The 25,800-nt window shown below is 60.2% G+C and carries 15 protein-coding genes, 2 rRNA genes and 3 pseudogenes; 14 read left to right on the forward strand and 6 right to left on the reverse strand.

All coding sequences use genetic code 11. The annotated features are described in order from the left end of the window. A 23S ribosomal RNA gene (locus tag F6X37_RS11105) occupies positions 1 to 1,610 on the forward strand; the annotation flags it as partial. A 226-nt stretch (positions 1,611 to 1,836) separates the two neighbouring features. Then, a 5S ribosomal RNA gene (gene rrf / locus F6X37_RS11110) occupies positions 1,837 to 1,950 on the forward strand. A 73-nt stretch (positions 1,951 to 2,023) separates the two neighbouring features. Here rrf and F6X37_RS11115 read toward each other — a convergent pair. From F6X37_RS11115 to F6X37_RS11125, 3 genes are read right to left on the reverse strand one after another with little or no spacing between them, the layout of a single operon-like run. Further along, positions 2,024 to 3,283: a lipocalin-like domain-containing protein gene (locus tag F6X37_RS11115; RefSeq protein ID WP_410451216.1), complete on the reverse strand. Its 1,260-nt coding sequence runs from the start codon at positions 3,281 to 3,283 to the stop codon at positions 2,024 to 2,026. Beyond that, positions 3,283 to 5,862 (reverse strand): FtsX-like permease family protein, encoded by a 2,580-nt coding sequence (locus F6X37_RS11120; protein ID WP_187611320.1) that lies wholly within the window; start codon positions 5,860 to 5,862, stop codon positions 3,283 to 3,285. Before F6X37_RS11120 ends, F6X37_RS11115 begins: the two co-directional genes overlap by 1 nt. Continuing rightward, positions 5,852 to 6,574, reverse strand: coding sequence for an ABC transporter ATP-binding protein (locus F6X37_RS11125; RefSeq protein WP_187611321.1), 723 nt, complete (start codon positions 6,572 to 6,574; stop codon positions 5,852 to 5,854). Before F6X37_RS11125 ends, F6X37_RS11120 begins: the two co-directional genes overlap by 11 nt. A 687-nt stretch (positions 6,575 to 7,261) precedes the next feature. Between F6X37_RS11125 and F6X37_RS11130 the strand changes: the two genes are divergently transcribed. The 7 genes from F6X37_RS11130 (at position 7,262) to F6X37_RS11160 (ending at position 17,275) form a co-directional block, all read left to right on the forward strand. Further along, a complete protein-coding gene (locus F6X37_RS11130; RefSeq protein ID WP_187611322.1) occupies positions 7,262 to 8,818 on the forward strand; it encodes a NuoM family protein in 1,557 nt (518 codons plus the stop codon). Between the two features lie 389 nt (positions 8,819 to 9,207). Continuing rightward, entirely contained in the window at positions 9,208 to 10,101 is an 894-nt protein-coding gene (gene cyoA, locus F6X37_RS11135; RefSeq protein WP_187611323.1) for a ubiquinol oxidase subunit II, read from the forward strand. Between the two features lie 3 nt (positions 10,102 to 10,104). Beyond that, positions 10,105 to 12,126, forward strand: coding sequence for a cytochrome o ubiquinol oxidase subunit I (cyoB, locus tag F6X37_RS11140; protein ID WP_090805901.1), 2,022 nt, complete (start codon positions 10,105 to 10,107; stop codon positions 12,124 to 12,126). Continuing rightward, a complete protein-coding gene (gene cyoC, locus F6X37_RS11145; RefSeq protein ID WP_018425052.1) occupies positions 12,126 to 12,731 on the forward strand; it encodes a cytochrome o ubiquinol oxidase subunit III in 606 nt (201 codons plus the stop codon). The genes cyoB and cyoC overlap by 1 nt, the downstream gene beginning before the upstream one ends. Beyond that, positions 12,732 to 13,073, forward strand: a complete 342-nt coding sequence (gene cyoD / locus F6X37_RS11150) for a cytochrome o ubiquinol oxidase subunit IV (protein WP_187611324.1) — start codon at positions 12,732 to 12,734, stop codon at positions 13,071 to 13,073. It abuts the gene before it with no gap. A gap of 349 nt (positions 13,074 to 13,422) precedes the next feature. Beyond that, entirely contained in the window at positions 13,423 to 15,609 is a 2,187-nt protein-coding gene (locus tag F6X37_RS37600) for a rhamnan synthesis F family protein (protein ID WP_187611325.1), read from the forward strand. A 4-nt stretch (positions 15,610 to 15,613) separates the two neighbouring features. Next, positions 15,614 to 17,275 carry a glycosyltransferase gene (locus tag F6X37_RS11160; RefSeq protein WP_187611326.1) on the forward strand — a complete coding sequence of 554 codons (1,662 nt, stop codon included), beginning with the start codon at positions 15,614 to 15,616 and terminating at the stop codon, positions 17,273 to 17,275. Here F6X37_RS11160 and F6X37_RS11165 read toward each other — a convergent pair. Beyond that, positions 17,262 to 17,561, reverse strand: coding sequence for a hypothetical protein (locus tag F6X37_RS11165; protein ID WP_187611327.1), 300 nt, complete (start codon positions 17,559 to 17,561; stop codon positions 17,262 to 17,264). The genes F6X37_RS11160 and F6X37_RS11165 overlap by 14 nt on opposite strands. A gap of 66 nt (positions 17,562 to 17,627) precedes the next feature. Between F6X37_RS11165 and F6X37_RS11170 the strand changes: the two genes are divergently transcribed. Beyond that, positions 17,628 to 20,024 (forward strand): glycosyltransferase family 4 protein, encoded by a 2,397-nt coding sequence (locus F6X37_RS11170; RefSeq protein ID WP_187611328.1) that lies wholly within the window; start codon positions 17,628 to 17,630, stop codon positions 20,022 to 20,024. Between the two features lie 122 nt (positions 20,025 to 20,146). Here the strand turns inward: F6X37_RS11170 and F6X37_RS11175 are convergent. Further along, positions 20,147 to 20,319 (reverse strand): annotated as a pseudogene (locus tag F6X37_RS11175) (IS5/IS1182 family transposase); the annotation flags it as partial. A 289-nt stretch (positions 20,320 to 20,608) separates the two neighbouring features. Beyond that, positions 20,609 to 21,826 carry a chondroitin 4-O-sulfotransferase gene (locus tag F6X37_RS11180; protein WP_187611329.1) on the reverse strand — a complete coding sequence of 406 codons (1,218 nt, stop codon included), beginning with the start codon at positions 21,824 to 21,826 and terminating at the stop codon, positions 20,609 to 20,611. An 82-nt stretch (positions 21,827 to 21,908) separates the two neighbouring features. Between F6X37_RS11180 and F6X37_RS11185 the strand changes: the two are divergent. From F6X37_RS11185 to F6X37_RS11200, 4 genes and pseudogenes are all read left to right on the forward strand, one after another. Beyond that, a pseudogene (locus F6X37_RS11185) lies at positions 21,909 to 22,118 on the forward strand (UDP-3-O-acyl-N-acetylglucosamine deacetylase); the annotation flags it as partial. 23 nt (positions 22,119 to 22,141) lie between these two features. Then, positions 22,142 to 23,479, forward strand: a complete 1,338-nt coding sequence (locus F6X37_RS11190) for an aminotransferase class I/II-fold pyridoxal phosphate-dependent enzyme (RefSeq protein WP_187611330.1) — start codon at positions 22,142 to 22,144, stop codon at positions 23,477 to 23,479. Between the two features lie 35 nt (positions 23,480 to 23,514). Next, a complete protein-coding gene (locus F6X37_RS11195) occupies positions 23,515 to 24,225 on the forward strand; it encodes a GNAT family N-acetyltransferase (RefSeq protein WP_187611331.1) in 711 nt (236 codons plus the stop codon). A 96-nt stretch (positions 24,226 to 24,321) separates the two neighbouring features. Beyond that, positions 24,322 to 25,752, forward strand: a pseudogene (locus F6X37_RS11200) (mannose-1-phosphate guanylyltransferase/mannose-6-phosphate isomerase). Positions 25,753 to 25,800 lie beyond the last annotated feature (48 nt).

The following is a 25,800-nucleotide window of genomic DNA, read 5'->3' on the forward strand; positions in this document are numbered from 1 at the left end:
GGTGAAAGGCCCCCTCGCCGTAAGCCCAAGGTTTCCTACGCAACGTTCATCGGCGTAGGGTGAGTCGGCCCCTAAGGCGAGGCAGAAATGCGTAGCTGATGGGAAGCAGATTAATATTTCTGCACCATTGTGAAATGCGATGGGGGGACGGATCGCGGAAGGTTGTCCGGGTGTTGGAAGTCCCGGTCCTTGCATTGGAGAAGGCGCTTTGGCAAATCCGGGCGCAGAATTCAAGGGTGCGAGGCGAGCCACTTCGGTGGCGAAGCAACTGGAAGGGGTTCCAGGAAAAGCCTCTAAGCTTCAGTTTCACAGTGACCGTACCGCAAACCGACACAGGTGGGCGAGATGAGTATTCTAAGGCGCTTGAGAGAACTCGGGAGAAGGAACTCGGCAAATTGGTACCGTAACTTCGGGATAAGGTACGCCCTCATAGCCTGACTGGCCTGCGCCAGAAGGGTGAAAGGGTTGCAATAAACTGGTGGCTGCGACTGTTTAATAAAAACACAGCACTCTGCAAACACGAAAGTGGACGTATAGGGTGTGACGCCTGCCCGGTGCCGGAAGATTAAATGATGGGGTGCAAGCTCCTGATTGAAGTCCCGGTAAACGGCGGCCGTAACTATAACGGTCCTAAGGTAGCGAAATTCCTTGTCGGGTAAGTTCCGACCTGCACGAATGGCGTAACGATGGCCACACTGTCTCCTCCCGAGACTCAGCGAAGTTGAAGTGTTTGTGATGATGCAATCTCCCCGCGGCTAGACGGAAAGACCCCATGAACCTTTACTGCAGCTTTGCATTGGACTTTGAACCGGTCTGTGTAGGATAGGTGGGAGGCTATGAAGTTGGGACGCCAGTCTCAATGGAGCCGTCCTTGAAATACCACCCTGATCTGTTTGAGGTTCTAACCTTGGCCCGTGATCCGGGTCGGGGACAGTGCATGGTAGGCAGTTTGACTGGGGCGGTCTCCTCCCAAAGTGTAACGGAGGAGTACGAAGGTACGCTAGGTACGGTCGGAAATCGTGCTGATAGTGCAATGGCATAAGCGTGCTTGACTGTGAGACTGACAAGTCGAACAGGTGCGAAAGCAGGTCATAGTGATCCGGTGGTTCTGTATGGAAGGGCCATCGCTCAACGGATAAAAGGTACTCTGGGGATAACAGGCTGATACCGCCCAAGAGTTCATATCGACGGCGGTGTTTGGCACCTCGATGTCGGCTCATCTCATCCTGGGGCTGTAGCCGGTCCCAAGGGTATGGCTGTTCGCCATTTAAAGAGGTACGTGAGCTGGGTTTAAAACGTCGTGAGACAGTTTGGTCCCTATCTGCCGTGGGCGCTGGATATTTGAAGGGGGCTGCTCCTAGTACGAGAGGACCGGAGTGGACGAACCTCTGGTGTACCGGTTGTCACGCCAGTGGCATCGCCGGGTAGCTATGTTCGGAAGAGATAACCGCTGAAAGCATCTAAGCGGGAAACTCGCCTTAAGATGAGATATCCCCGGGGCTTCGAGCCCCTTGAAGGGTCGTTCAAGACCAGGACGTTGATAGGTCAGGTGTGCACGTACAGTAATGTACTGAGCTAACTGATACTAATTGCCCGTAAGGCTTGATCCTATAACAGGTGTGTCTCGACCCGCGTGAGTGCTTCAGCACTGACGCGGGTCCGATCCCCGAAGGGGATTTGTGTGACCTCCCGCGGGAGCTCACAGAAACGCACGGTTGGGATTCAGTGTTGTGCCAGAAACAACACAACCCCCACACCCGAATCCTTTACGCTTCTTCCCGATTGGCTGTGGCGCAACCGGTTGACTCCAACCCTGCGACGCAGCAACCCGTCATGCCTGATGACCATAGCGAGTCGGCCCCACCCCTTCCCATCCCGAACAGGACCGTGAAACGACTCCACGCCGATGATAGTGCGGATTGCCCGTGTGAAAGTAGGTAATCGTCAGGCTCCCCCCCCAGTCAGAAACCCCACCCGCCGCGGTGGGGTTTTTGCGTTTACGCGGCCGACTTTGCGCGCTTCACTACTTTCCGATCCGCAACGCATCCGAGTAGCCCGTCAGTTCCAGATAGGCTCGCCCTACATCCGCATTCTGTTGACTCACCCGTACCGCGCCTTCCCAATACACGGCACCGGTCGACTGTCGTGAGTCGAGTTCCTGATCGTCCATTAGCGGATCGAGTTGCCATGTCAGCGTTCCCGCTCTAACTGTCATCGAGACCGGATACGAAGTATTCGTGTGCGGCGAGCGCCACATGCGACGCGGCGTGAAGTCGACTTCACCGGGGTCGAAATTCGTTACCTGACCATCGGGTCTGCGAAGCGTCGCGTGGGCCCATATTGCATGTCCGTCGCGGCTACGGATCTTGAATGCCATTAGCGCAGAGCCGTCCGTCAAATTGGCGCCGAGCCAATCCCATCCGACCGCATTGGCGTCGAGCAACGTGCTCGACCACTCGTGATCGAGCCATGCGGTCCCCGTCACTGCTGCATCGCGCGTCGTGTCGTTTCCACCTCCGGCTGGGCGCACCACAGTGCCCGTCACGCGGAGTTGCGGTTCGCTGTAGTAATAGCTCGCCTGTTCGGGCCGCGGTCCTTTGCGCGAGTAACCGCGCTCGCCCTGAATCAGCGGAGGCTGCGTTGGCGTGAGTTGGAGGTGTAGCGAGAATCCACTTGCATCGGCGGTGACGTCGTAGTGGCCGTCCGCGGCGCGAATCATTTTCCAGGCGTCGAGTTTGACGTCGGTGTTGGCGGTCTTCGCGTAGGCGAGCCCGAGACCCTGCCGAGCGATGCGTTGATCGTGAACGAGGTGTCCGATGGCCGGATCGCTCAGCGCAGCGTGCGCGATGATCAGTTGCGACGGGGCGAAATCGCTGGGATCGGCGGCATCGTGACCAGTCGCCGTACGGAAGAACGTGATCTGGAATCCGAGCGGTCGGTTGTCGGGCGTCGTGAGCCAGCCTGTCGCGTACCACCATTCGGTGCGGAAAGCCGGATGAGCACCGCTGTCCCGCGGAAACGAGATCGGATGGTCCGGCGTGACTGCCGCGAAGGCGACCGGGGTGGATCCAGTGGAGTCGCTACTAGCGGCGAAAGAGGGCGACACAGCGGCTATGCCAATCCAAAGTAGCCCTCGGAAAAAAAGCTGAAGGCGCCGCTGAGGTGACCCGCCGTGTCGGCGCGCGATGCACGTCGCGCAGCCATCAAGCGCAGAGCAAACCTCGCGAACGGCCGCGCTATCCCGGATCAACCGCATTTTCCACGCACGCCGCGCAACTGGCATCACCAGTCCTCCTTCACCGCGCGCACTGCATCCACCGACACCGCGCCGCGTCCCGCGACCACCGCCGTCGTACACGACAGCACCAGCATTACCAACGCGACTGTGCCCAGCACGAACCACGGTACATGCAGCGACATGCTCCAGTGAAACGACTGTGGATTGACGACGAACACGAGAATCAGGCTGATCGCGAAACCAAGCGCGAAACCGAGCGCAATGCCGCATGCGGTGAGCAGACCGCCCTCCGAAGCGAGGATCGCGAGAATCTGCGCGCGCGTCACGCCGACGTGGCGCAACATCCCGAACTCACGGGCGCGCGCGAGCGTCTGCGCGGAAAATGTCGCTGCGACGCCGAACAATCCGATCACGATCGCCACCGCCTCGAGCAGATACGTGACCGCGAAACTGCGATCGAAGATCACCAGCGTGCGCGCACGGATCTCGCCCGGTTGCGACACCTCGAGCGAAGCGCCGAACGGCAGCGCCTTCAAACTTGCGACGACGCGTTCGACACTCACGCCCGGCTCGACGGTCACGGCGACATCGGTTGCGGTGGAGTCGCCGGTCAGCCGCCGATAATCGGCAAGCCGTATCTGGATCGCGCCGCTCTGCCGCGCGTAGTCGCGCCAGACGCCGGCTACGACGAACGTCTGGCCATGCTCGCCGAGCGACAACCGCACACGTTGACCTAACTCATACCCATACAGGTCGATCATTGCTTCGGAGACCCAAATAGGTATGTCGCCGGCGCGAAGCGCGGACGGCGGCAGCACCGCGCCGGTCATCTGCAGAGTCGCGCCCGGATCGGTCGCGTCGATTTCGCGGGCGAGCAGCGCGACGTCCGGGCGCGCGGGATCGAGCGTCAGATGTGTGATGCGCGCGAACGCGGCGTTGCCGATGCCGGGCACCGTCGCGATGCGCGTCTGTTCGTCGGGCCGCAAGCCGCCACTGTCGCCGCTATTGCCACCCGACGCTACGCGCACGTACAGATCGGCGGACAGCAGATGCGTGATCCAGTCGTCGACAGACACGCGGAAGCTGGCCACCATGATCGCCATCGCGACGATCAGCGCGAAGCTCGACAGCACGCCGCCCATCGCGATCGACGCCTGCCCCGGCGCATTCGCGAGACGCGCAATCGCGAGCGTGCCCGTCGCGCCCGCGCGCCGTCGCGTGCCGCGCGCGCGGCCTGCCGCGCCGAATATCAGCGCGGTCACGCGCGGCATCAGCGCAATGCCGCCGACGAGCAGCAACGCGACCGCCAGATAACCGGCGATCGGCGCATCGAACCACGGCGGCACGCGCGTCAGCGCGGCGGCCGCCAGCAAACAGCCGAACGCCGGCCACGGCGTGGCGAGCCGCGCCAATGCGCTTTCCTCGGCACCGGCCTTGAGTGCCGGGGCAGGCCGTGCGCGCGCCGCGTCGATGGCGGGCGCTACGCTGCCCAACACCGACACCGCGACCCCGAGCGCGAGAAACACCGCGCTCGCGAGCGGCTCGAAACCGACTCGCGGTTGCACGCCCGGAAAATAACCGCCGCCGAGATCGCTGCCGAAGAAGCGCAGCGCACCGCTGGCCATCGCGTAGCCGAGCGCAAGTCCACACAACGAGCCGAGCAACCCGAGCAGCGCGCCTTCAAGCAGGATCTGCCGCAATAGCTGAGCTCGCGTGAGCCCGAGCACGCGCAGCATCGCGAATTGCGATCGGCGTCGCACGACACCGAGTGCCTGAGTCGAAAACACGAGGAACGCGCCCGTGAACAGCGCGACCAGCGCGAGCACGTTCATGTTGATCCGGTAAGCACGCGACAGGCGATCGGTGCGGCTCTCGGTGTCGCGCGTCTCGGCGACTATCCATGTGCTGCCGAGCTCCTGTTGCAGATCGCGTTTGAAGCGTTGCCGATCGACGCCGCGTGCGAGTTGCACGTCAACGCGCGTCAGCTTGCCCACCTTGCCGAATCGCCATTGCGCGGCGGCGATGTCCATCACCGCGAGCCGTTGACCCGGCCGCGTGCGCACGAGCCCGCCCGCGACGCGCAGATGCAGATCCGACGTACCGCGGCGTAGCGTGACGTCGTCGCCGGTCTTGACGTTCAGCCATTGCTGCGCGGCCGTCGACAGAAATATCGCATCGGAGGCGAGCGTGTCGAACGGGCGATCAGGCGAGGGCACGCCGATCAGATCGGGCGTGATCGACCTCGCCTTGAAGACGTCGATGCCGAGAACGGGCAGTGCACCGGTGCGGCCCGGCACCCCGACGTCGAGCGCGAGCACGGGACTCGCCAGCACCACGCCCGGTTCGTTGGCGAGTCGCGGATAGAGGGACTCGTCGACGAAAGGCTGCGCGCCGCGCACCTGCAGATCCGCTTCGCCTGACAGACTGCGCGCGGCCGCCGAGAATTCGTTGAAGGCGGCGCTGTTGATCAATTGCACCGCGTAGCCGAGCGCGACGCCTAGCGCGATCGTCGCGATGGCGACGAGTGCGCGTCCGCGATGACTGCGCCATTCCGCGACCATCAGCCAGCGCGCGAGAACACGATATCCCGGCGCGCGCGGCAGTGGACGAAGGTCAACGGCCATGGCGGGCCGCGGCGTGCGCGACGTTCGCGGCCTTATCGCGCGCGCCATGCAAGTCGCCCTCGCTCAGGATCAACACGCGGTCCGCCACGGCGGCCGCGGCCTCCGAATGCGTGACCATGATCGTCGCCGCGCCGGTCGCCTTGCATTGCGCGCGGAACAGGCCGAGCACGTCGCGCGCGGTGGCAGGGTCGAGGTTGCCGGTCGGTTCGTCGGCGAGAAGCAGCGTCGGACGATGCACGAGTGCGCGTGCAATGGCTACACGCTGCAATTCGCCGCCGGAGAGATCGCGCGGAAAGTCGTCGCCGCGTCCGCCGAGGCCGACCGCCGCGAGCATGTCGAGCGCGGCGGCCGTCGGTAGATCATTGAGCAGCAGTGGCAGCGCGACGTTCTGCGCGAGCGTCAGATGCGGCAGCACGTGAAACGCCTGGAACACGAAGCCGAGCTTCTGGCGCCGCAGTCGCGTCGCGGCGTTGTCGTCGAGTTGTTCGACCGGGCGTCCGTCGATTAGCACGCTGCCGCTATCGGCGCGGTCGAGCCCGGCGATCAGGTTGAGCAATGTCGACTTGCCGACGCCCGAATCGCCCATGATCGCGACGAACTCGCCCGCAGCGAGTGTGAAGTCGAGCTGCGCGAGCACGATGCGGCCGGTGCCGTACCGCTTGCTCAGGCCGCGGCATTCGAGTGCGGGTACGACGTCGTCACGAAGCGCCATGCGAGGAGGTCCGGAAAAGGAGTCGGGCGAGGGGAGCCCGTTGCGCGAATTGAGTGTGCCTCGCCGCGCGAGTTTCTGCAGCAGTTACCATGGCGCGGCGCTGGTCTGTGTAAGGAAAACGGAAGATTCGTGTGCCTGGAGTGGAACAGTTTCAGCACACCTTGATGGAGGCGCGCGGCACCGCTAGCGACCTCCTCGCCGGTCGGTTTAGACCGCTCGCACAAAAATTTTTTTTATCGCCGACGAGGCAAATTTTTGTTTGGTTGCCGCTCGTCCCCGACCGTCAAAAAGCACTCGACAGCACGATCCGTTCCAGTCGAACCAGCCCCATAAACAGCGAATGCCTAACAGCGGCCAACCTCCGGCTAATTGCCAGCTTTTGCTGCCAAACTGCCAGGGCCTAACGACGCCTTTGTAACAATGTGCAAGCGCACATTTCGATCCATTTTGCAAGCGCCCACGTCGCAACAATGTATTGTGGCGCGGATTTCGCGGCTGTTGCGATGCAAAATTATTCTTATCTTGGTAATCTCCCACCCTTGGTCAGTCGGCTGCGGGTAAACGTGTAGCGGGAATCCCCGCCACGCGTCAATTTCAGCGAACTACAACTTACATTTCCATTTCAATGCCTGCTTGTTTCAGGGGGCGTTGACGCGGCGTTTTGTACTTCAAGTTTTGACAGAGCACATGCCATTGCCTCTTCTAAGTCTTCTCATCTGGATCCCCATCGTCGCCGGGTTCGTCGTTCTGCGCGCCGGGTCGGACGCGGCGCGTGATCGCACGCGCTGGCTCGCGCTGATCGGCGCGGTGGCGGGTTTCTTGCCGGTGATCCCGCTCGTGACGAGTTTCCGTAACGACGTGACCTCGATGCAGTTCGTCGAGAACGTCCGCTGGTCGCCGACGTTCGATATCGCATGGCATGTGGGAATCGACGGGATTTCGCTGTGGCTCGTCGCGCTGACCGCGCTGACGACGATCATCATCGTGATCGCATCGTGGGAGTCGATCACGCAGCGCACCGCGCAGTACTTCGGCGCGTTCCTGATGCTGTCGGGCTTCATGCAGGGTGTGTTCACGTCCCTCGACGGCATGATGTTCTTCATTGCGTTCGAGGCGACGCTGATCCCGCTGTATCTGCTGATCGGCACCTACGGTCACAAGAACCGCACGTATGCGGCGGTGAAGTTCTTCTTCGTGTCGTTCCTCGGCTCGCTGATGATGCTGATGTCGCTGCTCTATCTGTATAGCCTGACGCACAGCTTCGACCTCGCCGTGTGGCGCGAAGCGCACCTCGACATGGTGCCGCAGGCGCTGATCTTCCTCGGCTTCCTTGCCGCGTTCGGCGTGAAGGTGCCGATGTGGCCGCTGCACACGTGGCTGCCCGACGTGCACCTCGACGGCCCGACGGGCGCCGCGGTGATGATCGGCATGCTGAAGATCGGCGGTTACGGTCTGCTGCGTTTCGCGCTGCCGATCGCGCCGCAAGCGAGCCATTTCTTCGCGCCGATGATGATCACGCTGTCGCTCGTCGCGGTGATCTATTCGAGCCTGCTCGCACTCGTGCAGACCGACATGCGCCGCCTGCTCGCGTATTCGACGGTCGCGCATATGGGCCTCGTCACGCTCGGTCTGTTCGTCTTCAACCGCTTCGGCCAGTCCGGCGCAATCGTGCAGATGATCTCGTACGGCGTGGTGTCCGGCGCGATGCTGTTGTGCACCGGCATGCTCTACGACCGCACGAAATCCGCGTCGATCGCCGAATACGGCGGCGTCGCCAACACGATGCCGCGCTTTGCGGCTTTCGTGATGCTGTTCTCGATGGCCAACATCGGTCTGCCGGGCACGTCGGGTTTCGTTGGCGAATTCATGGTGCTGATGGGCGCGATCCGCTTCAACTTCTGGATCGGTGCGATCGCCGCGACCACCCTGATTCTGAGCGCGGCCTACACGCTGTGGATGTACAAGCGCGTGATCTTCGGTGCGATTGCCAACGCGCGCGTGGCGAAGCTGAAGGACCTCGGCAAGCGCGAGTTCGCGCTGCTCGGTGCGTTGGCGCTGCTGGTGCTCGCGATCGGTCTCGACCCGAAGCCGTTCACCGATGCGATCGATCCGTCGGTCGCCACGCTGCTCGCGCAATCGGAACGCTCGGCGCTGCCTTCGGACTCCGTGCCGACGGAGGGCGGCGAGCATCTGCAGGCAGCGGCGCCCGGACCGGTTCCCGTCGCTACGCAGACTCCGGGTTAAATGAACAGAGCGCAAGAGTCGTTGTCGCATCCGCGCGTCAGGATGCGGCGACGCTCTTGCGCTTTTGCGCGTCGTTATCAATCCCTTGTGAAGCATGCGTGTTGCAGTACGTCGAAAACCGCTGCGCGTCCAGCGATTTTTAGCGCTTGTTTCAGGGGACTTTTGCGATGCGTCAGCTTTTCGATGCTTCGTTTCGAAGCGTCGCAAACGACGCTGGTGAATAGGGTGCGCGGGGAAATGCGGCAACGTGTCGCACTGCGTCGCGACGCAATAGTTCGTTGCTAAATCGAGTGTTTATTAGCATCCGATGCCCCCCTATTATGCGAGCGCTTATTAATGGAGAGCCGTCGAATGACGTTCGTTGAAGTCAAAAAAACGAGGCAGTGGATATGAAAGGACGGACGCTGAGAAGGCCGGCAAGTTTCATTTCCGCCAGCCTCATGTTGCTGCTTTCGGGTTGCAGCAACCTCGATATTCTGAATCCGAAGGGGAGTGTGGGACTCGCGGAGCGTGATCTGATCGCGACTTCGGTGTGGGCCATGCTGATCGTCGTGGTGCCGGTGATTCTGATGACACTGTTTTTCGCGTGGCGTTACCGCGCATCGAACAGCAACGCCGAATACCGTCCGGGTTGGACGCATTCCACCGCGATCGAAGTCGCCGTCTGGACCATTCCGGCGCTGATCGTTTTGTTTCTCGCCGTGTTGACGTGGAAGAGCACGCATGAGCTCGATCCGTATCGTCCGCTCGAGTCGCAGGTCAAACCGATCAACGTCGAAGTCGTCGCGCTCGACTGGAAGTGGCTGTTCATTTATCCGGACCTCGGCATCGCGTCGGTGAACCAGCTCGCGATCCCGGTCGGCACGCCGGTGAACTTCCGGATCACGTCGGACACGGTGATGAACTCGTTCTTCATCCCGCAGCTGGGCGGCCAGATCTACGCGATGGCGGGCATGCAGACGCGCCTGCACCTGATCGCCGATCACGCCGGCGACTACGCGGGCACCTCGGCAAACTTCAGCGGCAAGGGCTTCTCGGACATGAAGTTCCGCACGCTCGCGACGTCGCCTGAAGACTTCAATGCCTGGGTTGCGAAGGTCCGCGCTTCGTCGGACCGCCTCGACATGGACCGCTATCACGCGGTGTCCGAGCCGAGCGAAAAGGACCCGGTGCGGTACTTCTCGACGGTCGATCCGAAGCTCTTCAACAACATCATTGCCCGCTACAACAACGGCAACGTCATCGACAACATGAAAGACGCCAACTGCGCGCCTAAGGGGTAACTCATGTTCGGAAAACTAACTCTCGATGCGATTCCGTATCACGAGCCCATCATCGTTACGGCGGGCGCCGGTATGGTGCTCGCGGCGCTGGCGGTGCTAGGCGGAATCACGTATTTCGGCAAATGGCGCTACCTGTGGAGCGAATGGCTGACGTCCGTCGACCATAAGAAGATCGGTGTCATGTACATCGTCGTTGCATTCATCATGCTGCTGCGCGGCTTCGCCGACGCGATCATGATGCGTATGCAGCTGGCGCTGTCGTATTTGAGCCCGGGCTTTTTGCCACCGCATCACTACGACCAGGTCTTCACCGCGCATGGCGTCATCATGATTTTCTTCATGGCGATGGCGTTCATGATCGGTTTGATGAACATCGTCGTGCCGCTGCAGATCGGCGCGCGCGACGTCGCGTTCCCGTTCATCAACTCGCTGAGCTTCTGGATGACGGCAGTCAGCGCGATCCTGATCAACATCTCGCTGGTGATCGGTGAATTCGCACAGACGGGCTGGCTCGCTTATCCGCCGTTGTCGGAATTGCAGTTCAGCCCTGGCGTAGGCGTCGACTATTACCTGTGGAGCCTGCAGATCTCCGGTATCGGCACGTTGCTGACCGGTGTGAACTTCTTCGTGACGATCGTGAAGATGCGCGCTCCGGGCATGTCGTGGATGAAGGTGCCGGTGTTCACGTGGACCTCGTTGTGCGCGAACGTGCTGATCATGGCGTCGTTCCCGATCCTGACCGTCACGCTCGCTCTGCTTGGTCTCGACCGCTACCTCGGCATGCACTTCTTCACGAACGATGCCGGCGGCAACGCGATGCTGTACCTGAACCTGATCTGGGCATGGGGTCACCCCGAGGTGTACATCCTGATCCTGCCGGCATTCGGTATCTTCTCGGAAGTCGTCGCGACCTTCGCTAAAAAGCCGCTGTTCGGCTACAAGACGATGGTATGGGCGACCTGCGCGATCATGGTGCTGTCGTTCCTCGTGTGGCTGCACCACTTCTTCACGATGGGTTCGGGCGCGGACGTGAACGCGTTCTTCGGCATCGCGACGATGGTGATTTCGATTCCGACCGGCGTCAAAGTGTTCAACTGGCTGTTTACGATCTACAAGGGCCGTCTGAAATTCACGACGCCGGTTCTGTGGACGATCGGCTTCATCATCACTTTCACGATCGGCGGTATGACCGGTGTGATGCTGGCGATTCCGGGCGCGGACTTCATGCTGCACAACAGCCTGTTCCTGATCGCTCACTTCCATAACGTAATTATCGGTGGCGTGCTGTTCGGCTATCTGGCCGGCTTCAACTACTGGTTCCCGAAGGCGTTCGGCTTCAAGCTGAACGAGAAGCTCGGCAAGGCCGCGTTCTGGTTCTGGCAGATCGGCTTCTGGGTTGCGTTCACGCCGCTGTACGTGCTCGGCTTCATGGGCATGACGCGTCGTCTGAACCACTACGACAACCCGACCTGGCATCCGTGGCTGATCGCCGCCGCGTTCGGCGCGGTGCTGATCGCGATCGGTATCGCTTGCCAACTGCTGCAACTGGTCGTCAGCATCCGCGATCGCAACCTGAAGGAAAACCGCGACCTCACGGGCGATCCGTGGGACGGTCATACGCTGGAATGGGCCACGAGTTCGCCGCCGCCGGCTTATAACTTCGCGCACATCCCGGACGTCCGCTCGCTCGACGCGTTCACCGAAATGAAGTCGCGCAAGGGCGGTGTGAAAGTGCCGGCGTATCGCGACATTCACATGCCGTCGAATACGTCCGCGGGTCTGTTGGTGGGTCTGTTCTCGCTGGTGCTCGGTTTTGCCGGTGTGTGGCACATCTGGTGGCTTGCGATCGTTGGCGCGGTCGGCGCGATCGCCACCGTGATCATCTACAGCTTCATGGACAACGACGGCTATTACATTCCTGCCGACACTGTTGCGCTGATTGAAGAGAATCGCAACGGCGGTGCTGGTGCCGTGGCCGGTGTCGGCGCAAGCGCCGGCAAGCAGGTCGCGCTGGAGGTGGACTGATGTTACAGAAGACAATTGCGGTTGAGCCGCAACTCGCGCCGGACCATGTGCCGTCGCACTCGGTGTTCGGTTTCTGGCTGTACCTGATGACCGACTGCATCATCTTCGCGGCGCTGTTCGCGGTGTTCGCGGTGATGAGCCACCAGTTCGCGGGCGGTCCGAGCGGCAAGGACCTGTTCGAGATTCCGGGCGTCGCACTTGAAACGACGATGCTGCTGCTCTCGAGTATCACGTACGGCTTCGCGATGCTCGGCGCGCACAAGAACCGCAAGGGCGTGCTGCTCGGCTGGCTCGGCGTGACGTTCCTGCTGGGCCTCGCGTTCCTCGTGCTGGAAATGCGCGAGTTTTCGCACCTGATCGCCGAAGGCGCGGGTCCGAGCCGCAGCGCGTTCCTGTCGTCGTTCTTCACGCTGGTCGGCACGCACGGCCTGCACGTGACGTTCGGCCTGATCTGGATGGTCGTGCTGGCGCTGCAGGTGATGCGTCATCGCGACCTGACCGAACGCGACATGATCCGTCTGACGTGCCTGAGCCTTTTCTGGCACTTCCTCGACGTCGTGTGGATCGGCGTTTTCACCTTTGTCTATCTTGCGAGCGTGATCTAAATGGACCATAGTCATAGCGCCCATGGCGCACACTCGGAAGGCGGTCACGGCAGCTTCGGCAGCTATACGGCGGGCTTCGTGCTCTCCGTCATTCTGACCGTCGCGGCCTTCGCGATCTTGATGACCGGCACGTTGACGGGCCAGAGTGCGTTACTCGCAATCGCGGGTCTCGCGTTCGTGCAGATCCTCGTGCATCTGGTGTTCTTCCTGCACATGAACACGTCGTCGTCGCAGCGCTGGAACGTGACGGCGTTTGCGTTCACCGTGCTGACCGCTGTTATCGTGGTTGGCGGGACGTTGTGGGTGTTGCATAACGTCAGCATGAATATGATGTCGCGGTAAGCGGATAACGCTTTAGCGTCAGCCTCGGAAAAAAGCCCCGCAAGATTTCGATATTGCGGGGCGTTTGTTTTGTCTGGACGGTTTGTTTTTTTACTAATTAAATTCAAATGATCTCTTGGTCAATTCGAGCCTGTTGATATCATTGAGAAAATTTAAGAATGGTATTTTAGATCTTTTTGTTCATCACTGGTGACTGGCGGCCATAAGGTTGGAAGGCGGGGACTATTGGAGGTCCTCAGGTACAATTCAGCCGGCCTAATTGAGTTGGGGGTCGTTGACTCTTGGGCGGCCGGTCTTGCATCAAGTCATACAGTTTCGGTCTCGCATATTCCACAACTTTTGCTATCGCATGAATTCGATTACAACGGAACAAGATCCTGTGTTCTCCTCGCTTGCAGTAGCGACTGAAGAGCGCCCGGACGCGCCAAATACCGTGGCAAACGCGGGATCCTTAGATACAGCCCAGCACTTCTGGCGCAAAGACGAGAACCGTCTAATGCTGCGCGACATGATTCTGGACGAGCGGCGCAGAATCAAAGCGATCGAAGGCCGATATCGCGCGATCGCGGATGCGGCAGCGGCCGAAGTGGCGACAATGCGCGAGACATCTGCGCAGTCCATCACAGGGCCACGTCGTTCATGGACGCGATTCCTGCATCCTCTGACCAAGCACTTGAAGCGGGTCATGCCGTCCGTTCAGTTAGAAGGCGCTCCACTGCCGCCGGTGACGCCTCCGGAGGCAGGTCGTGCTATCGAAGTCGACTATAGCGTCAAGGTTCCGTTTCAGTTTCCGACGTTGAATCAGATAAAAACGGAGCGCGTCGCTGCGATCATTCATTTGTTTTATCCTGAACTCGCGCCAGAGTTCCGTGTGTATCTGAACAACATTCCGGTCGGTGTCGATGTATATATATCGACCTGTGATTTATTCTCGGCCGGATTAATCCAGAATGCTTTCAAGGGCTGGACGAAAGGCACGGTCGAAGTTTGTGTTGTCCAGAACCGCGGTCGCGATATCGCGCCAAAATTGCTCGCGTTCAAGAGCGTTTTCGAGCGCTATGACTTCGTTCTATGTCTGCATGGCAAGCGTTCACATCATGCAAGTGCATTGGCTCAATGGCGTCACTTTCTTCTCGAAAGTCTTTCCGGTTCGGCTGAAGTCGTCAGCAGTGTCCTTTACGCATTCGAGCATGATCCCAACCTGGGGATGGTCGCCGCCCAGCATTTTGAAACAATGCGGCACTGGACCAATTGGGGGGGCAACTTCGACGGCGCGCAGGGGCTTGCAAACCGTCTCGGTTTCGCTATAGACAAATCGACACCGCTCGATTTTCCATCGGGATCGATGTTCTGGGCGCGGACGGCGGCCCTGAAAAATCTCGTCGAGTTGAATCTGAGTCTCGAAGATTTTCCGGCTGAAACAAATCAGACGGACGCCACGCTCGCGCATTCAATCGAGCGGCTTTTCTTCTACGCTTGCGAGCGTGCAGGTTTTCATTGGATGAAAATTGCGCGGCCCGAGCTGTATGAGAAAACTCCGGCGATGATCGCCATTGCCTCCGCGCGGGAGTTGAAAGCTTTTGCAAAGCATTATGTTTTTCATCTTCTTGACCCAAAGGGTGTCAAGATCCGCGCCGTTCGGCCGACACCGATCGCAGAACCGCCTCGACGATTGGCCGACATCATTCAGCAACGCGCTCTCGGTCTGCAGGTCAAAACGCCACACAACGCAAAGGTCGTTATCGGGATCGTCACCTACAACAATGACCGGGCGGAACTTCAGCGTGCGGTCGAAGCGGCTCGTATCTCTCTCTCCGAGGCCGACCTGCCAGTAGCGAACAATCTCTTCCTGCTCGATAACGGTGACCCCACCGAACATTACGATTTAGACCGCAGCTTCCTGACACGTTTTCAATCCGAGGGCAATGTTGGCTTTGGCGCTGGTCACAACAGGTTGATGCGTGCGGCTTTCGACGATGGTGCTGACATCTATATTTGCCTCAATCCGGACGGAGTTTTGCATCCGGACGCGATTGGCAGCCTGGTTAAAGCCGTATTCACGGCAGACGGAAGATCATTGGTCGAAGCACTTCAATTTCCTTCAGAACACCCAAAACCCTACGATTCATTGACGCTCGAAACTCCTTGGGTTTCGGGTGCGTGCCTGGCAATTTCCAAGACGTGCTTCAAGGAAGTGGGTGGGTTCGATGAGAGCTTCTTTATGTATTGCGAGGATGTCGACCTTTCCTGGCGTGCCAGAGCGCTTGGATTCAGTCTGAAAACTTGTCCGCAGGCACTTTTCCTTCATCGTGTGACCAATCGCAAGATGAGCGCGTCGACGGTAGAAATGATCTACACAGCTGCTTGCTTGTTGGCGAGGAAGTGGCGTGGCGCGGAGTTCGAGCAGTGGTTGCGGAGCGAAATGGATGGCTTGGGGACGCAATTACCTCAGCATTATCCAGAGCCTGTTCCCGTTGAGTGGAGCAAGATCGCCGATTTCACCGCACACACAAGCTTCGCGAAACCGCGTTGGTAAAACCATGATTGAAGATCAAGTAGACTGTATCGTTAGGCTTCACGACGTCAAGCGCCTTAATGAGTTGGAACGTTGCGTTTTCTCGCTTGTCGGTCAAACCTATCGTCCACTCAATATTATTGTTGTGTTACAAAGGTTCTCGCCTTCTGATATCGCACAGGTCGAGGCATCGCTTGCTCGCTTGCTCAAGATGCACGACGCTCCTTCGCTGGAGTTAGTGAATTTCACTTCGGAAGAACCAAAAGATGCGCGAACAGAACTGTTGAATCTGGGCCTATCCAAGGCTAGCGGTCAGTATGTCGCTTTTCTTGACTACGATGATGTGTTGTATCCGGAGGCTTACAGTCTTCTGGTCGACCGATTGAAGACAAGCAACGCCGCAATTGTCTTCTCATCTGTCAGAGTGGTGCACGCCGATGTATCCCCGCAATTTATCGTGGCTACGCGCGCAGATTCTGCGGTTTTTCCTGGCGAAGGTATCGAGGATCTGTTCGTGGCTAACTTTTGCCCGATTCATTCCTATATGATCGATAGATCGATTACTTCTGCCGAACTCTATTTCGATCCTCTGCTGACTTGGGAGGAAGATTACGATCTTCTGCTACGCATTACGGCCGCATATCCCTCAGATTTCAAATTGGTTGGCACCATCGTCGGTGACTATTACATCAAATCTGATCTGAGTAATTCGACAGGCGTCGCAGGGGCCGAAGGCAAGCTGAGTGGCGAGCGCTTACGCGAATACGAGCAGGTCGCCGCGTTGATCGAGGCTCGACGCAGAATTACCCGACTCAGTGAGACTGTTAAAAATCAGCTGGGTCTGCGAGACCGTGCCGAAAATCTGACAATCCGAAATGCTCTGAAAGAATTAGGTGTCGATGAGGTATTCGCCGAGTCTGTCGCCGCCGGCGCCGCCGATAGACCGAAAGTCGAAATCGCAGTTGCGGCACCGATCCACCCCAACGACGACGTGTTCGAGGGTTCTATAGCCCACTATGAATCGGCCGGTTCGCAGATGGCGGAATTTGTGGAGCGAGCTGCCAGGTTGGTCGGTAGCAAAAACCCAACAATCCTTCAGCTTCCCTGTGGTTACGGACGCACCACCCGGCATCTCGTTAAGAAGTTCACGTCATCTGATGTCCACGTTGCAGATATCGTGGCGCCGGCTGTAGACTTTTGCCGTTCGACCTTCGGCGTACACGGGCATGACATCATTGCCCCGTTCTTTGAATTTGCCTCAATCGAAAACGGAAAGTTCGACGTCGCTGCACTGGAGTCCTTCGTCACCCATCTGTCGCTGGCAGACGGCCGAGCTGCAATGAAGCATTTGTTCGGCAAGCTTCGGTCTGGCGGCATTGCTGTCGTAACCACACACGGCGCGCGGTCGAGAGAGCGTCTAAGTGAAACCGATTGCTATTCGGTAGGAGAAGAAGCGCGAAAACGCCTGCTTTCTTCTTACGATGCTGGAGAATACGCCTTTGTTGAATCTCAACCTAAAAATTCGTCGCGAGCCAAAGTCGCCAAAGATTTCGGGGAAAGTTACGGTGTTTCGATGATTCCGGAACGCTGGCTTCGGACTTTCTGCGAAGAAAACAAACTTACGATCGTGGAACGTATCGTTGGCGGCTGGGACGACAACCAGGACGTTTATTTCATTCGCAAATAACTACTCGGCGCTGAATAATCGCATCACGCTGGCGAGCACGGCCCACTTCGTCCGCCTGATGAACAACGACATCGAAGTCATCAACGCCGACTGGCTCGAAAAAATGATTTCGTTGTCGCTGCAGGCGAACGTGGGCGCGAATCGGGCGTACCCGGTTCAGCACAGCAGCGTGGTGCTCGGCGTCGGCGATTTGCGAACCCATACGTCGAAAAAAATCAGCCGCTTCAATCAGGAACCCGAGTTGGTCCGGCAGCGCCGGGGCGATCTGGTATTGAGCGTCCATCATTGCTCGCCCAAACTGACGCTGACCGCCGACGACGTTCCTTCGCATGGCCTTCAGGGATTGCAAAACTTGGTTAATCTGGAACCGAAAAACAAGACAGAGTGGCTGGCAGAGTACTGGCACCCGTCGCCGGCAGAGCAGTTCTGCCTGCCGAGCGCGATCTACTTTCTGGTGAAATTCAGAGCCGACCTCGCGCCCTTCGATTCGAATACGCTGGACGATCGGGTCACGCTGTACTTCTGGTGGGAAATGACGGCGCGTGAGACATACCCGGATTTCCACTGGGCGCTTCGTCAGGAAGATCTTGAATATCTGCATCAACTCGATAACGATACGCTGATCGATCAGCATCCGGACGCAGTTACATACTGGCTGGGCGCGACCGCACCGAGCGTGCTCGACACAAAGCACCTCGCCGAAACCTTGCTCGAACCGATTTCCTGGCCCGAACTGCTGGAGCCGATCGACGCGCCCCAGTCCAGCAACATACCGTTGCCGCGCTTTCTCGCGCTCATTACGACCGGGCGCCCCGATCTGCGCAGCGCCTTCGACCTGACTACGCTGACCGGCCGGCTCGCTTGCCTGAGCTGGTGGGCGGAGCACGGCCATCTCGAGTACAAGCGGATCAAGTGGACCCAGCCGCCTATCGGCGGCGGGCTACTCGAACCCACGCAGCCCGCCGTCGACGACGGCCCGCACGTGCCGCGCTTTCTGTCGCAGATCGTCGGGGAACGGTCGGACCTCCACGCCGCGTTCGGTTCGCTGCACACTTTTGTCGGTCGGCTCAATTGCCTGTCGTGGTGGCTCGAACATGGTCAGTCCCAGTATCGCGTGATCAAGTGGGTACCGCCCATGGTGCCCGCGCCGCTGTTCGAGATGGAATGGGGCGAGCATCCCGACGGGCTGCCGGTGCCGCGCTTCCTGCGAATGATCGTCGAGGAGCGAACGGATCTGCGAGAGTTCTGCTCGCTGGACAGCTTCGTCGGACGCATCAAGTGCTTGTCGTGGTGGGACAGAGACGGACAACACGAGTATCGCGCCATTAAATGGTCGGCTGTCCGTCTAGCCGACGTGCTGTCCAGCATCGACAACGAGCAGCAGGCTGATACCTCGTTGCTGCCGCGCTTTCTGATTCTGATCGCGAATGACCGTGCCGATCTGCGCAGCGTCTACGACATGAACACGGAAGCGGGTCGCGCTCAGCTCGTGAGCTGGTGGAACGAGTGGGCCGAAGTCGAATATCCGTTGCTTGGATCGCTCAAGATACGGCGGGTCGAGAGCGCCAAAGACGACAGCGATGACCACGAGCGCGAGCCGGCCCGCTATCGCGCGCGTCTCGAAGGGGTCGGCTATGACCACGGCGTGAACGTGATCGGCTTCCCGCAAGGCGTGCTCGGCCTGGGCGAAGATGCCCGCATGGCCGCCCGCGTACTGCAACTGTCGTCCACGCCGGTCACGCTGATCAACGCGCCAATGGCGGGACCCGCGCGCCTCGAACACTCGGTCGATCACCTGATCAGCGACGAGCTCAGATATCGCATCAGCCTGATCTGCCTGCCGGCGCCGGAAATGGTGCGCCTTGCGCTGGAGGGCGGCCGTAAATTGATCGACGCACCGACGTACAAGATCGGCGCGTGGCCGTGGGAACTGCCTCACTGGCCGAGCGCGTTCGGCAAGGTGCATCAGATGGTCGACGAGATCTGGGCGCAGAGCCGGTTCGTCCAGAGCGTCTACAGCCCGCTCGGCGACACGCCCGTCTATCACATGCCGATGGCGGTCGAGGTGCCGGCGCCTGTCGAGCCGAAGCGCGAGCGCTTTGGCCTGCCGACCAACGGATTTTTGTTCTACCTGATGTTTGACGGCAACTCCTGGCTCAGCCGCAAGAACCCGCTCGCCGGCGTGCGGGCGTTCAAGCTGGCGTTCGGCGATCATTCGGCAGGCGTCGGGCTCGTCATCAAGGCGATGAACGTGCGCGACGACGACCCGGTGTGGCGCGCCGTGCTCGATCTGGCTGCGGGCGACAGCCGCATCCACATCGTGTCCGAGCGCCTGAGCCGCCAGGACTCGACCGACCTCATGGCCTGCTGCGACGCCTACATTTCGCTGCACCGTAGCGAAGGCTTCGGCCGCGTGATCGCGGAGGCGATGGCGTTGGGGCAGCCAGTCGTGGTCACGAACTTCTCGGGCAACGTCGACTTTTGCGAACCCGACACCGCGTTCCTCGTGGATGGCGAACTCGTGCCGCTGCGCCCCGGCGACTACCTGTTCGCCGAAGGTCAGTACTGGTGCGATCCGGAGGTATCGATCGCGGCGGAACAGCTCAAACGCATGATCGACGATGCGCCACTCCGTGAGCGCATCGCACTGGCGGGGAAGGCGCGCATCGAGCGCGATTACTCAGTTGAGGCAGTCGCACGCGCGTATGCGCGACGGTTGGCCGACATTGCGGAGGCGAAGACGATATGACGCTGCGGGTATGTGCTCCGGACATTTTCTCGGGCGATGCGGTGGGTAACCACCGCATCGGCTTCGTTTGAATGGCTGAGCGTCCTGGTTTCCAGGCCGAGCTGTATGCAATTGGCTTCGATGCCCTGGATGTAGATCCTAAGCAGCACGCCAAGATGGTAGGACGGGCGTCCGGTGACTCTGGAGTGGTACCGTTAAAACCGAGGTCGTCAAAGTTTAGCTCGTCGACAAAAGCATCTATGACCCTGACCGGATTGTCCTGTCGGATGTAGTCATCGACGCATTCGGGAAGCAGTGCGACCTGCTAGCGGTCATCGCCTTCAACAAATCGCTTCATGATTCACCCGGTCTCAGTGCGTTGATTCAGTTTAGGCGATCAATGCGTTTTCGCACACTCTGGGTCCGGCTACGGCCGACCGCGTGGGGCAACAGTTGGCCAGAAACGGTCTTCGGTGTCCGATTGTCCTTGGAGAGGCTGACAAGCCTCATACCTCGCGTGGCGAGCGGTACTTCAGCGCGCTATGAGGATGATGTTCGTTGAAGTGCTCAAACGCGAGTGGGCACGACCGGACCAGGACGGCGTCTCACGCCATATGCCAACCCCGCTGCCAAGTCCCCGCACATTGTATCGTTTGCACAGATCCTGCAATCTTGACCCTGAATCCCTCCTGCGCCTCCTCCGGTAACCGAACAGCAAAGCCACAACGATCGGACCCATAGCCCGCAGCAGCCACATCCGGCCGCGGGTTGCCAGTCAGCGTCGTCGCAACCAGCTTTTCCCGTACCCATATTTCAATCGGTACGCATTTGTCCGGTACGCTCAGATTCACCGCCCAGCCGTGCACCATGTCGTCATTCACTGCGTCCACGAAACCATCGAACAGGTCGCCGCATTCGCGGCGACGCGAATGCGCCAGCTCGATATATGCATCGATCGGAGAGAGATCAGCCGAGGTAGCGACTTCGCGCACCATGCGCAAATGATTTTCGTCGAATCCGAACATGTTCGACTTACCGGTATAAATATAGGGATTGTCGAGAGCATCGATCTGCCGCTGAATCAGGCGAACAGCGTCTATGGCCCGGGTATAAATAGCGCCGTACGACTCCCTTTCCCGTGTGATGTCATCGCACACGTATTGGTACAACTCGTAGTCCAGTTGGTTGTCTTCGACAAATTTTTTACGGGCTCGTTCGGATAGCGGCGAGCGCTCCTTGGGCACGCCTTCCGTCACATTCGTCCGGATGAAGAACGGCAAACGCATTCCGGTTCTACCGCAAAGACGAAGCAGAAAATCGCTCATGTCTTCACAGAGACCGACTGTCGGGATATGTTGCCGGACGTTCTCAATCGCGATTTCGAGGCTTTCACGGTTCACGCGGCCATGGCCGCTCAGCATTTGCACGAACAGATTCTTGCCGCTGCACGATTCGCTCACCCAGTCGTCCAGCGACAATTCACCGCCTTGCGCCAGCGCTTCAGCCTCGGAAACCGAAACTCCGCGCGCGACGCCCCCGTTTTTTCCGTTACGCGCGAACCAGTAATGCGAGGTCTGCCGACTGAGCGGGTTGCGCAAAATACTGCAATATTCCAACGGCATCTTGAGGTCTCGATGAATGCCGATAGGATCATGACCGCCGCCGATTCCGCTTGCCAAAAATCGCTCTCGCGTTTTTTCCCGAGATACCCCACCCCACACGAAATTGATGAATTTATCGCGATCGAGATTAAGGTCAAAAAAGGAAATAACAGTGGAACCGCCACATTTCGGCGGATGTATGAAGAACAGAGGTTTGTTCACGTAGGACATCGGTATGTGTTGGGGAGCCTCAATCTTAAATCCAATGGCGGACTCTAGGTGTAACAACCAATTGTGACATGAGGTCGGCAATCGGGTGCTCGGCGGCATGCGCGTGCCCGACGAGTTCGTGCGGCACCGCGTGCTCGATCTGGTCGGCGACATGGCGATGGCCGGTGCGCCATTGCTGGGCCGCGTGAGCGCGTTGCGGCCGAGTCACGAAATGAACTACCGGCTCGTCGCCGCGCTGCTCGCGGATCGCGACGCGTGGGAATGGGCCGAATTCGCGAGCTGAACGTACAGGATTAGCGAAACACTATGGGACTGGGTGATCACCTTCGCCAGCAACTCGCCGCGAAGGCGTTGATGAGGCAGCTGGAGCGCGTGTCCGACGAGGCGCGCGAGCCGGGCGCGCCGCTCGCGGCGAGCGGCACTCGCGCGGCGCAGGACGCCGCGCGCGCAGAGCTGTGCAGCTTCGAAAGCATGCCGGGTTATCAGCAGGTCGAGATACTGCGGCAGATGGGCGACAAGCTGCAGGTGCGCTCGCCGTTCTTTCGCGTGCATGAGGGGGTGGCCGGCGCGACGACGCGCATCGGCGGCGCCGAGTATCTGAACTACGCGAACTACAACTATCTCGGCCTCGCCGGCGATCCGCACGTCTGTGCGCGGTCGAAAGAGGCGATCGACCGCTATGGCACGTCGGCGTCCGCGAGCCGCATGGTGGCGGGCGAGCGGCCCGTGCAGCGCGAACTCGAAACGGCGCTCGCGTCGTTCTACGAGGTCGACGATTGCGTCGTGTTCGTCAGCGGCCACGCGACCAATGTGACCGTGATCGGCTCGCTGTTCGGTCCTGGCGACCTGATCGTGCACGACTCGCTCGCGCATAACAGCATCGTGCAGGGCGCGCAATTGAGCGGCGCCAAACGGCTGAGCTTTGCGCACAACGACTGGCAGGCGCTCGACGCACTGCTCGCGCGCGTGCGGCACGACTACCGGCGCGTGCTGATCGCGATCGAAGGCCTATACAGCATGGACGGCGACATTCCCGATCTCGCGCAATTCGTCGACATCAAGCGCCGTCATGCGGCGTTCCTGATGGTCGACGAAGCGCATTCGCTCGGCGTGCTCGGCGAGCGCGGCAAGGGCGTGCGCGAGCATTGCGGCGTGGCGAGCGGCGACGTCGATATCTGGATGGGTACGCTGAGCAAAACGCTGGCCGGTTGCGGCGGGTTTATCGCCGGCACGCAGGCGTTGATCGATATCCTGCGGCACCTCGCGCCGGGCTTCCTGTATAGCGTGGGACTCGCGCCTGCGTTGGCGGCGGCGTCGCTCGCGGCGCTCGAGCGTCTGATCGCCGAACCCGAGCGGGTCGCGCGCTTGCGCGCACGCGGGCGGCAGTTCATCGACGAGGCGCGTGCCGCCGGTCTCGATACCGGCAAGAGCGCGGGGTATGCAGTCGTGCCGATCATTTCCGGCAGCACGCTGAAGGCCGCGCAATGGGCGAACGCGATGTTCGCCGAAGGCATCAACGTGCAGCCGATCTTCTATCCGGCCGTCGAGGAAAAGGCGGCGCGCCTGCGCTTTTTCATCTGCTCGACGCATGAACCCGAACAGATCAGCCGCACGATCGTCGCGCTCAGGCGCATCGCTCGCTAACCACACCGCAACAATCAAACACGGGGCAGCCTGTCATGTATGCCGTAGATCCCGCGCGCGCGGACTCGCCAGATCACGAACACGAACCGCCCGCGCTGCGCTGTCGTGCCGCGCGCGCCGGCGATGCCGAAGCGTGCGCGCCGCTGATCTTCGCATCGGGCGTGCACGAATTCGGTTTCTTTCTCGGCGAGCCAGCCGATGCGTGCACCGAGTTTCTCGCGTTTGCGTTTGCATCGAAGCTCGGGCGCTTTTCGTATCGACGCCACCGTGTGGCCGTGACTGAAGGCGACCAGCCGGTCGCGGTGCTAGCGCTCCATGACGGACGCAACACATGGTTCGACGATCCGCATGTCGCGCTGATGCTGCTGCTGTTCTTCGGCCTGCGCCGCACGGTTCGCATGCTGTTGCGCGGCCTTGTGCTCGAAAGCGAGTTGCCGGCACCGAAGTCGTCGCAGACGCTGATCGTGCACTGCGCGACGCATGAACGCCTGCGCGGCACGGGTGTTTTCAGCACGCTGTTTGCGGATGCCATGCGCACGGGTGAGTTGATGACTGTGCAGCCTCGCGCGGCGCATGGCGAACACGATCGGCAACAGCTCGTGCTCGACGTGTTGGTGAGCAACAAGCGCGCATACGCGCTGTACCGGCGTCTCGGCTTCGTCGAATTGCCGCGCCGCGCGCCGCTTTCGGCGCGCTTGCCGCGCGAGCTCAAGTCGGTGCGAATGGAGTGGCTTGGCAAGCAATAAGTGGCGCGGAAAAAAGACGGCCAGCAACGGACGACGCAAGCAAGACGCAGATGCACGATGCAGTCGATTGATAAGACACAAACGAGGACCTGAAAAATGCACATCCATCCCGTGATTCTTTGCGGCGGCAGCGGCACACGACTGTGGCCGATGTCGCGTGGCGGCTACCCGAAGCAGTATCTGGCACTGACCGGCGAACACACGCTGGTCCAGATAACCGCGTTGCGCCTGCGCGGCATCGATGATGTGACCGCGCCGATCGTCGTCACGAACAACGAGCAGCGTTTTCTTGTCGCCGAGCAACTGCGCCAGGTCGACGTGGGTTCGTCGCGCATCGTGCTGGAAACGGCGAGCCGTAACACGGCGCCGGCTATCGCCGTGGCGGCATTGCTCGCGTTGCGCGACGCGCCCGACGCGTTGCTGCTGGTGCTGCCGTCCGATCACGTGATCGCCGGCGAGGCCGCGTTCGTGAAGGCGGTCGAAGCGGCAGCACAGATCGCGAAAGACGGGCGTCTGGTCACGTTCGGCATTGCACCGACCGAGCCGCATACCGGCTACGGTTACATCCGCGCGGGCGCGCCGCTGATCGACGGCACGCAGAGTTTCACGGTCGACTCGTTCGTCGAGAAGCCCGATGCCGCGACCGCTCAGCGCTTCATCGATGAAGGCCGCTACTACTGGAATAGCGGCATGTTCATGCTGAAGGCGTCGACCTATATGGACGAGCTGCGCCGCTACGAGCCGGAGATCGCGCGTTAGGCCGAGCTGTCGCTGCAGAACGCGCAGCAGGACTACGATTTCGTGCGTCTCGATGCCGAGGCGTTCGCCGCCTGCCCGAACCTTTCCGTCGACCACGCGGTGATGGAGAAGACCCAATGCGCGGCCGTCGTCGCGGTCGCCGATCTCGGCTGGAACGACATCGGTTCGTGGACCGCGCTCGCGGACATCGCCGAGCGAGATGCGCAGAACAACGCGCTGATCGGCGACGTGCTGACCGAGGCGGTCAGCAACTCGTACATTCGCGCCGAGCATCGGCTGGTGGCGGCAATCGGGCTCGAGAACGTCGTGATCGTCGAGACCGCGGACGCAGTGCTGGTCGCGCATCGGGATCAGGCGCAGGACGTGAAGAAGATCGTCGCGCAGCTCAATGCGATGGGGCGTCACGAGTCGGTCACGCATCGTCGCGTGGTGCGGCCGTGGGGGTCGTATGAAGGCATCGATAGCGGCGAGCGCTTCCAGGTCAAACGCATCGTCGTCAATCCGGGCGCGCAGCTGAGTCTGCAGATGCATCATCATCGCGCGGAGCACTGGATCGTCGTGAAGGGCACCGCGCTCGTGACGAACGGCGACAAGGAAATCATGCTGACCGAAAATCAGTCGACCTACATTCCGCTCGGCGTCACGCACCGGCTGCTGAACCCCGGCAAGATTCCGCTCGAGTTGATCGAGGTGCAGTCGGGCGCGTATCTCGGCGAGGATGACATCGTGCGGTTCGAGGATACGTACGGGCGTGTGGCGAAGGTTTAACGCCGTCGACGTTTAGCCTCGGCGACGTGTTTCAAAGGCCACTGGTCG

Source organism: Paraburkholderia sp. 31.1, assembly GCF_014397645.1.
Lineage (GTDB): Bacteria > Pseudomonadota > Gammaproteobacteria > Burkholderiales > Burkholderiaceae > Paraburkholderia > Paraburkholderia tuberum.

What these genes read in the sequence shown, in the direction of transcription:
- F6X37_RS11115 (WP_410451216.1), bottom strand. Translation starts at nt 3,283, where the DNA reads ATGCCAGTTGCGCGGCGTGCGTGGAAAATGCGGTTGATCCGGGATAGC.
- F6X37_RS11120 (WP_187611320.1), bottom strand. Translation starts at nt 5,862, where the DNA reads ATGGCCGTTGACCTTCGTCCACTGCCGCGCGCGCCGGGATATCGTGTT.
- F6X37_RS11125 (WP_187611321.1), bottom strand. Translation starts at nt 6,574, where the DNA reads ATGGCGCTTCGTGACGACGTCGTACCCGCACTCGAATGCCGCGGCCTG.
- F6X37_RS11130 (WP_187611322.1), top strand. Translation starts at nt 7,262, where the DNA reads ATGCCATTGCCTCTTCTAAGTCTTCTCATCTGGATCCCCATCGTCGCC.
- cyoA (WP_187611323.1), top strand. Translation starts at nt 9,208, where the DNA reads ATGAAAGGACGGACGCTGAGAAGGCCGGCAAGTTTCATTTCCGCCAGC.
- cyoB (WP_090805901.1), top strand. Translation starts at nt 10,105, where the DNA reads ATGTTCGGAAAACTAACTCTCGATGCGATTCCGTATCACGAGCCCATC.
- cyoC (WP_018425052.1), top strand. Translation starts at nt 12,126, where the DNA reads ATGTTACAGAAGACAATTGCGGTTGAGCCGCAACTCGCGCCGGACCAT.
- cyoD (WP_187611324.1), top strand. Translation starts at nt 12,732, where the DNA reads ATGGACCATAGTCATAGCGCCCATGGCGCACACTCGGAAGGCGGTCAC.
- F6X37_RS37600 (WP_187611325.1), top strand. Translation starts at nt 13,423, where the DNA reads ATGAATTCGATTACAACGGAACAAGATCCTGTGTTCTCCTCGCTTGCA.
- F6X37_RS11160 (WP_187611326.1), top strand. Translation starts at nt 15,614, where the DNA reads ATGATTGAAGATCAAGTAGACTGTATCGTTAGGCTTCACGACGTCAAG.
- F6X37_RS11165 (WP_187611327.1), bottom strand. Translation starts at nt 17,561, where the DNA reads ATGATGGACGCTCAATACCAGATCGCCCCGGCGCTGCCGGACCAACTC.
- F6X37_RS11190 (WP_187611330.1), top strand. Translation starts at nt 22,142, where the DNA reads ATGGGACTGGGTGATCACCTTCGCCAGCAACTCGCCGCGAAGGCGTTG.
- F6X37_RS11195 (WP_187611331.1), top strand. Translation starts at nt 23,515, where the DNA reads ATGTATGCCGTAGATCCCGCGCGCGCGGACTCGCCAGATCACGAACAC.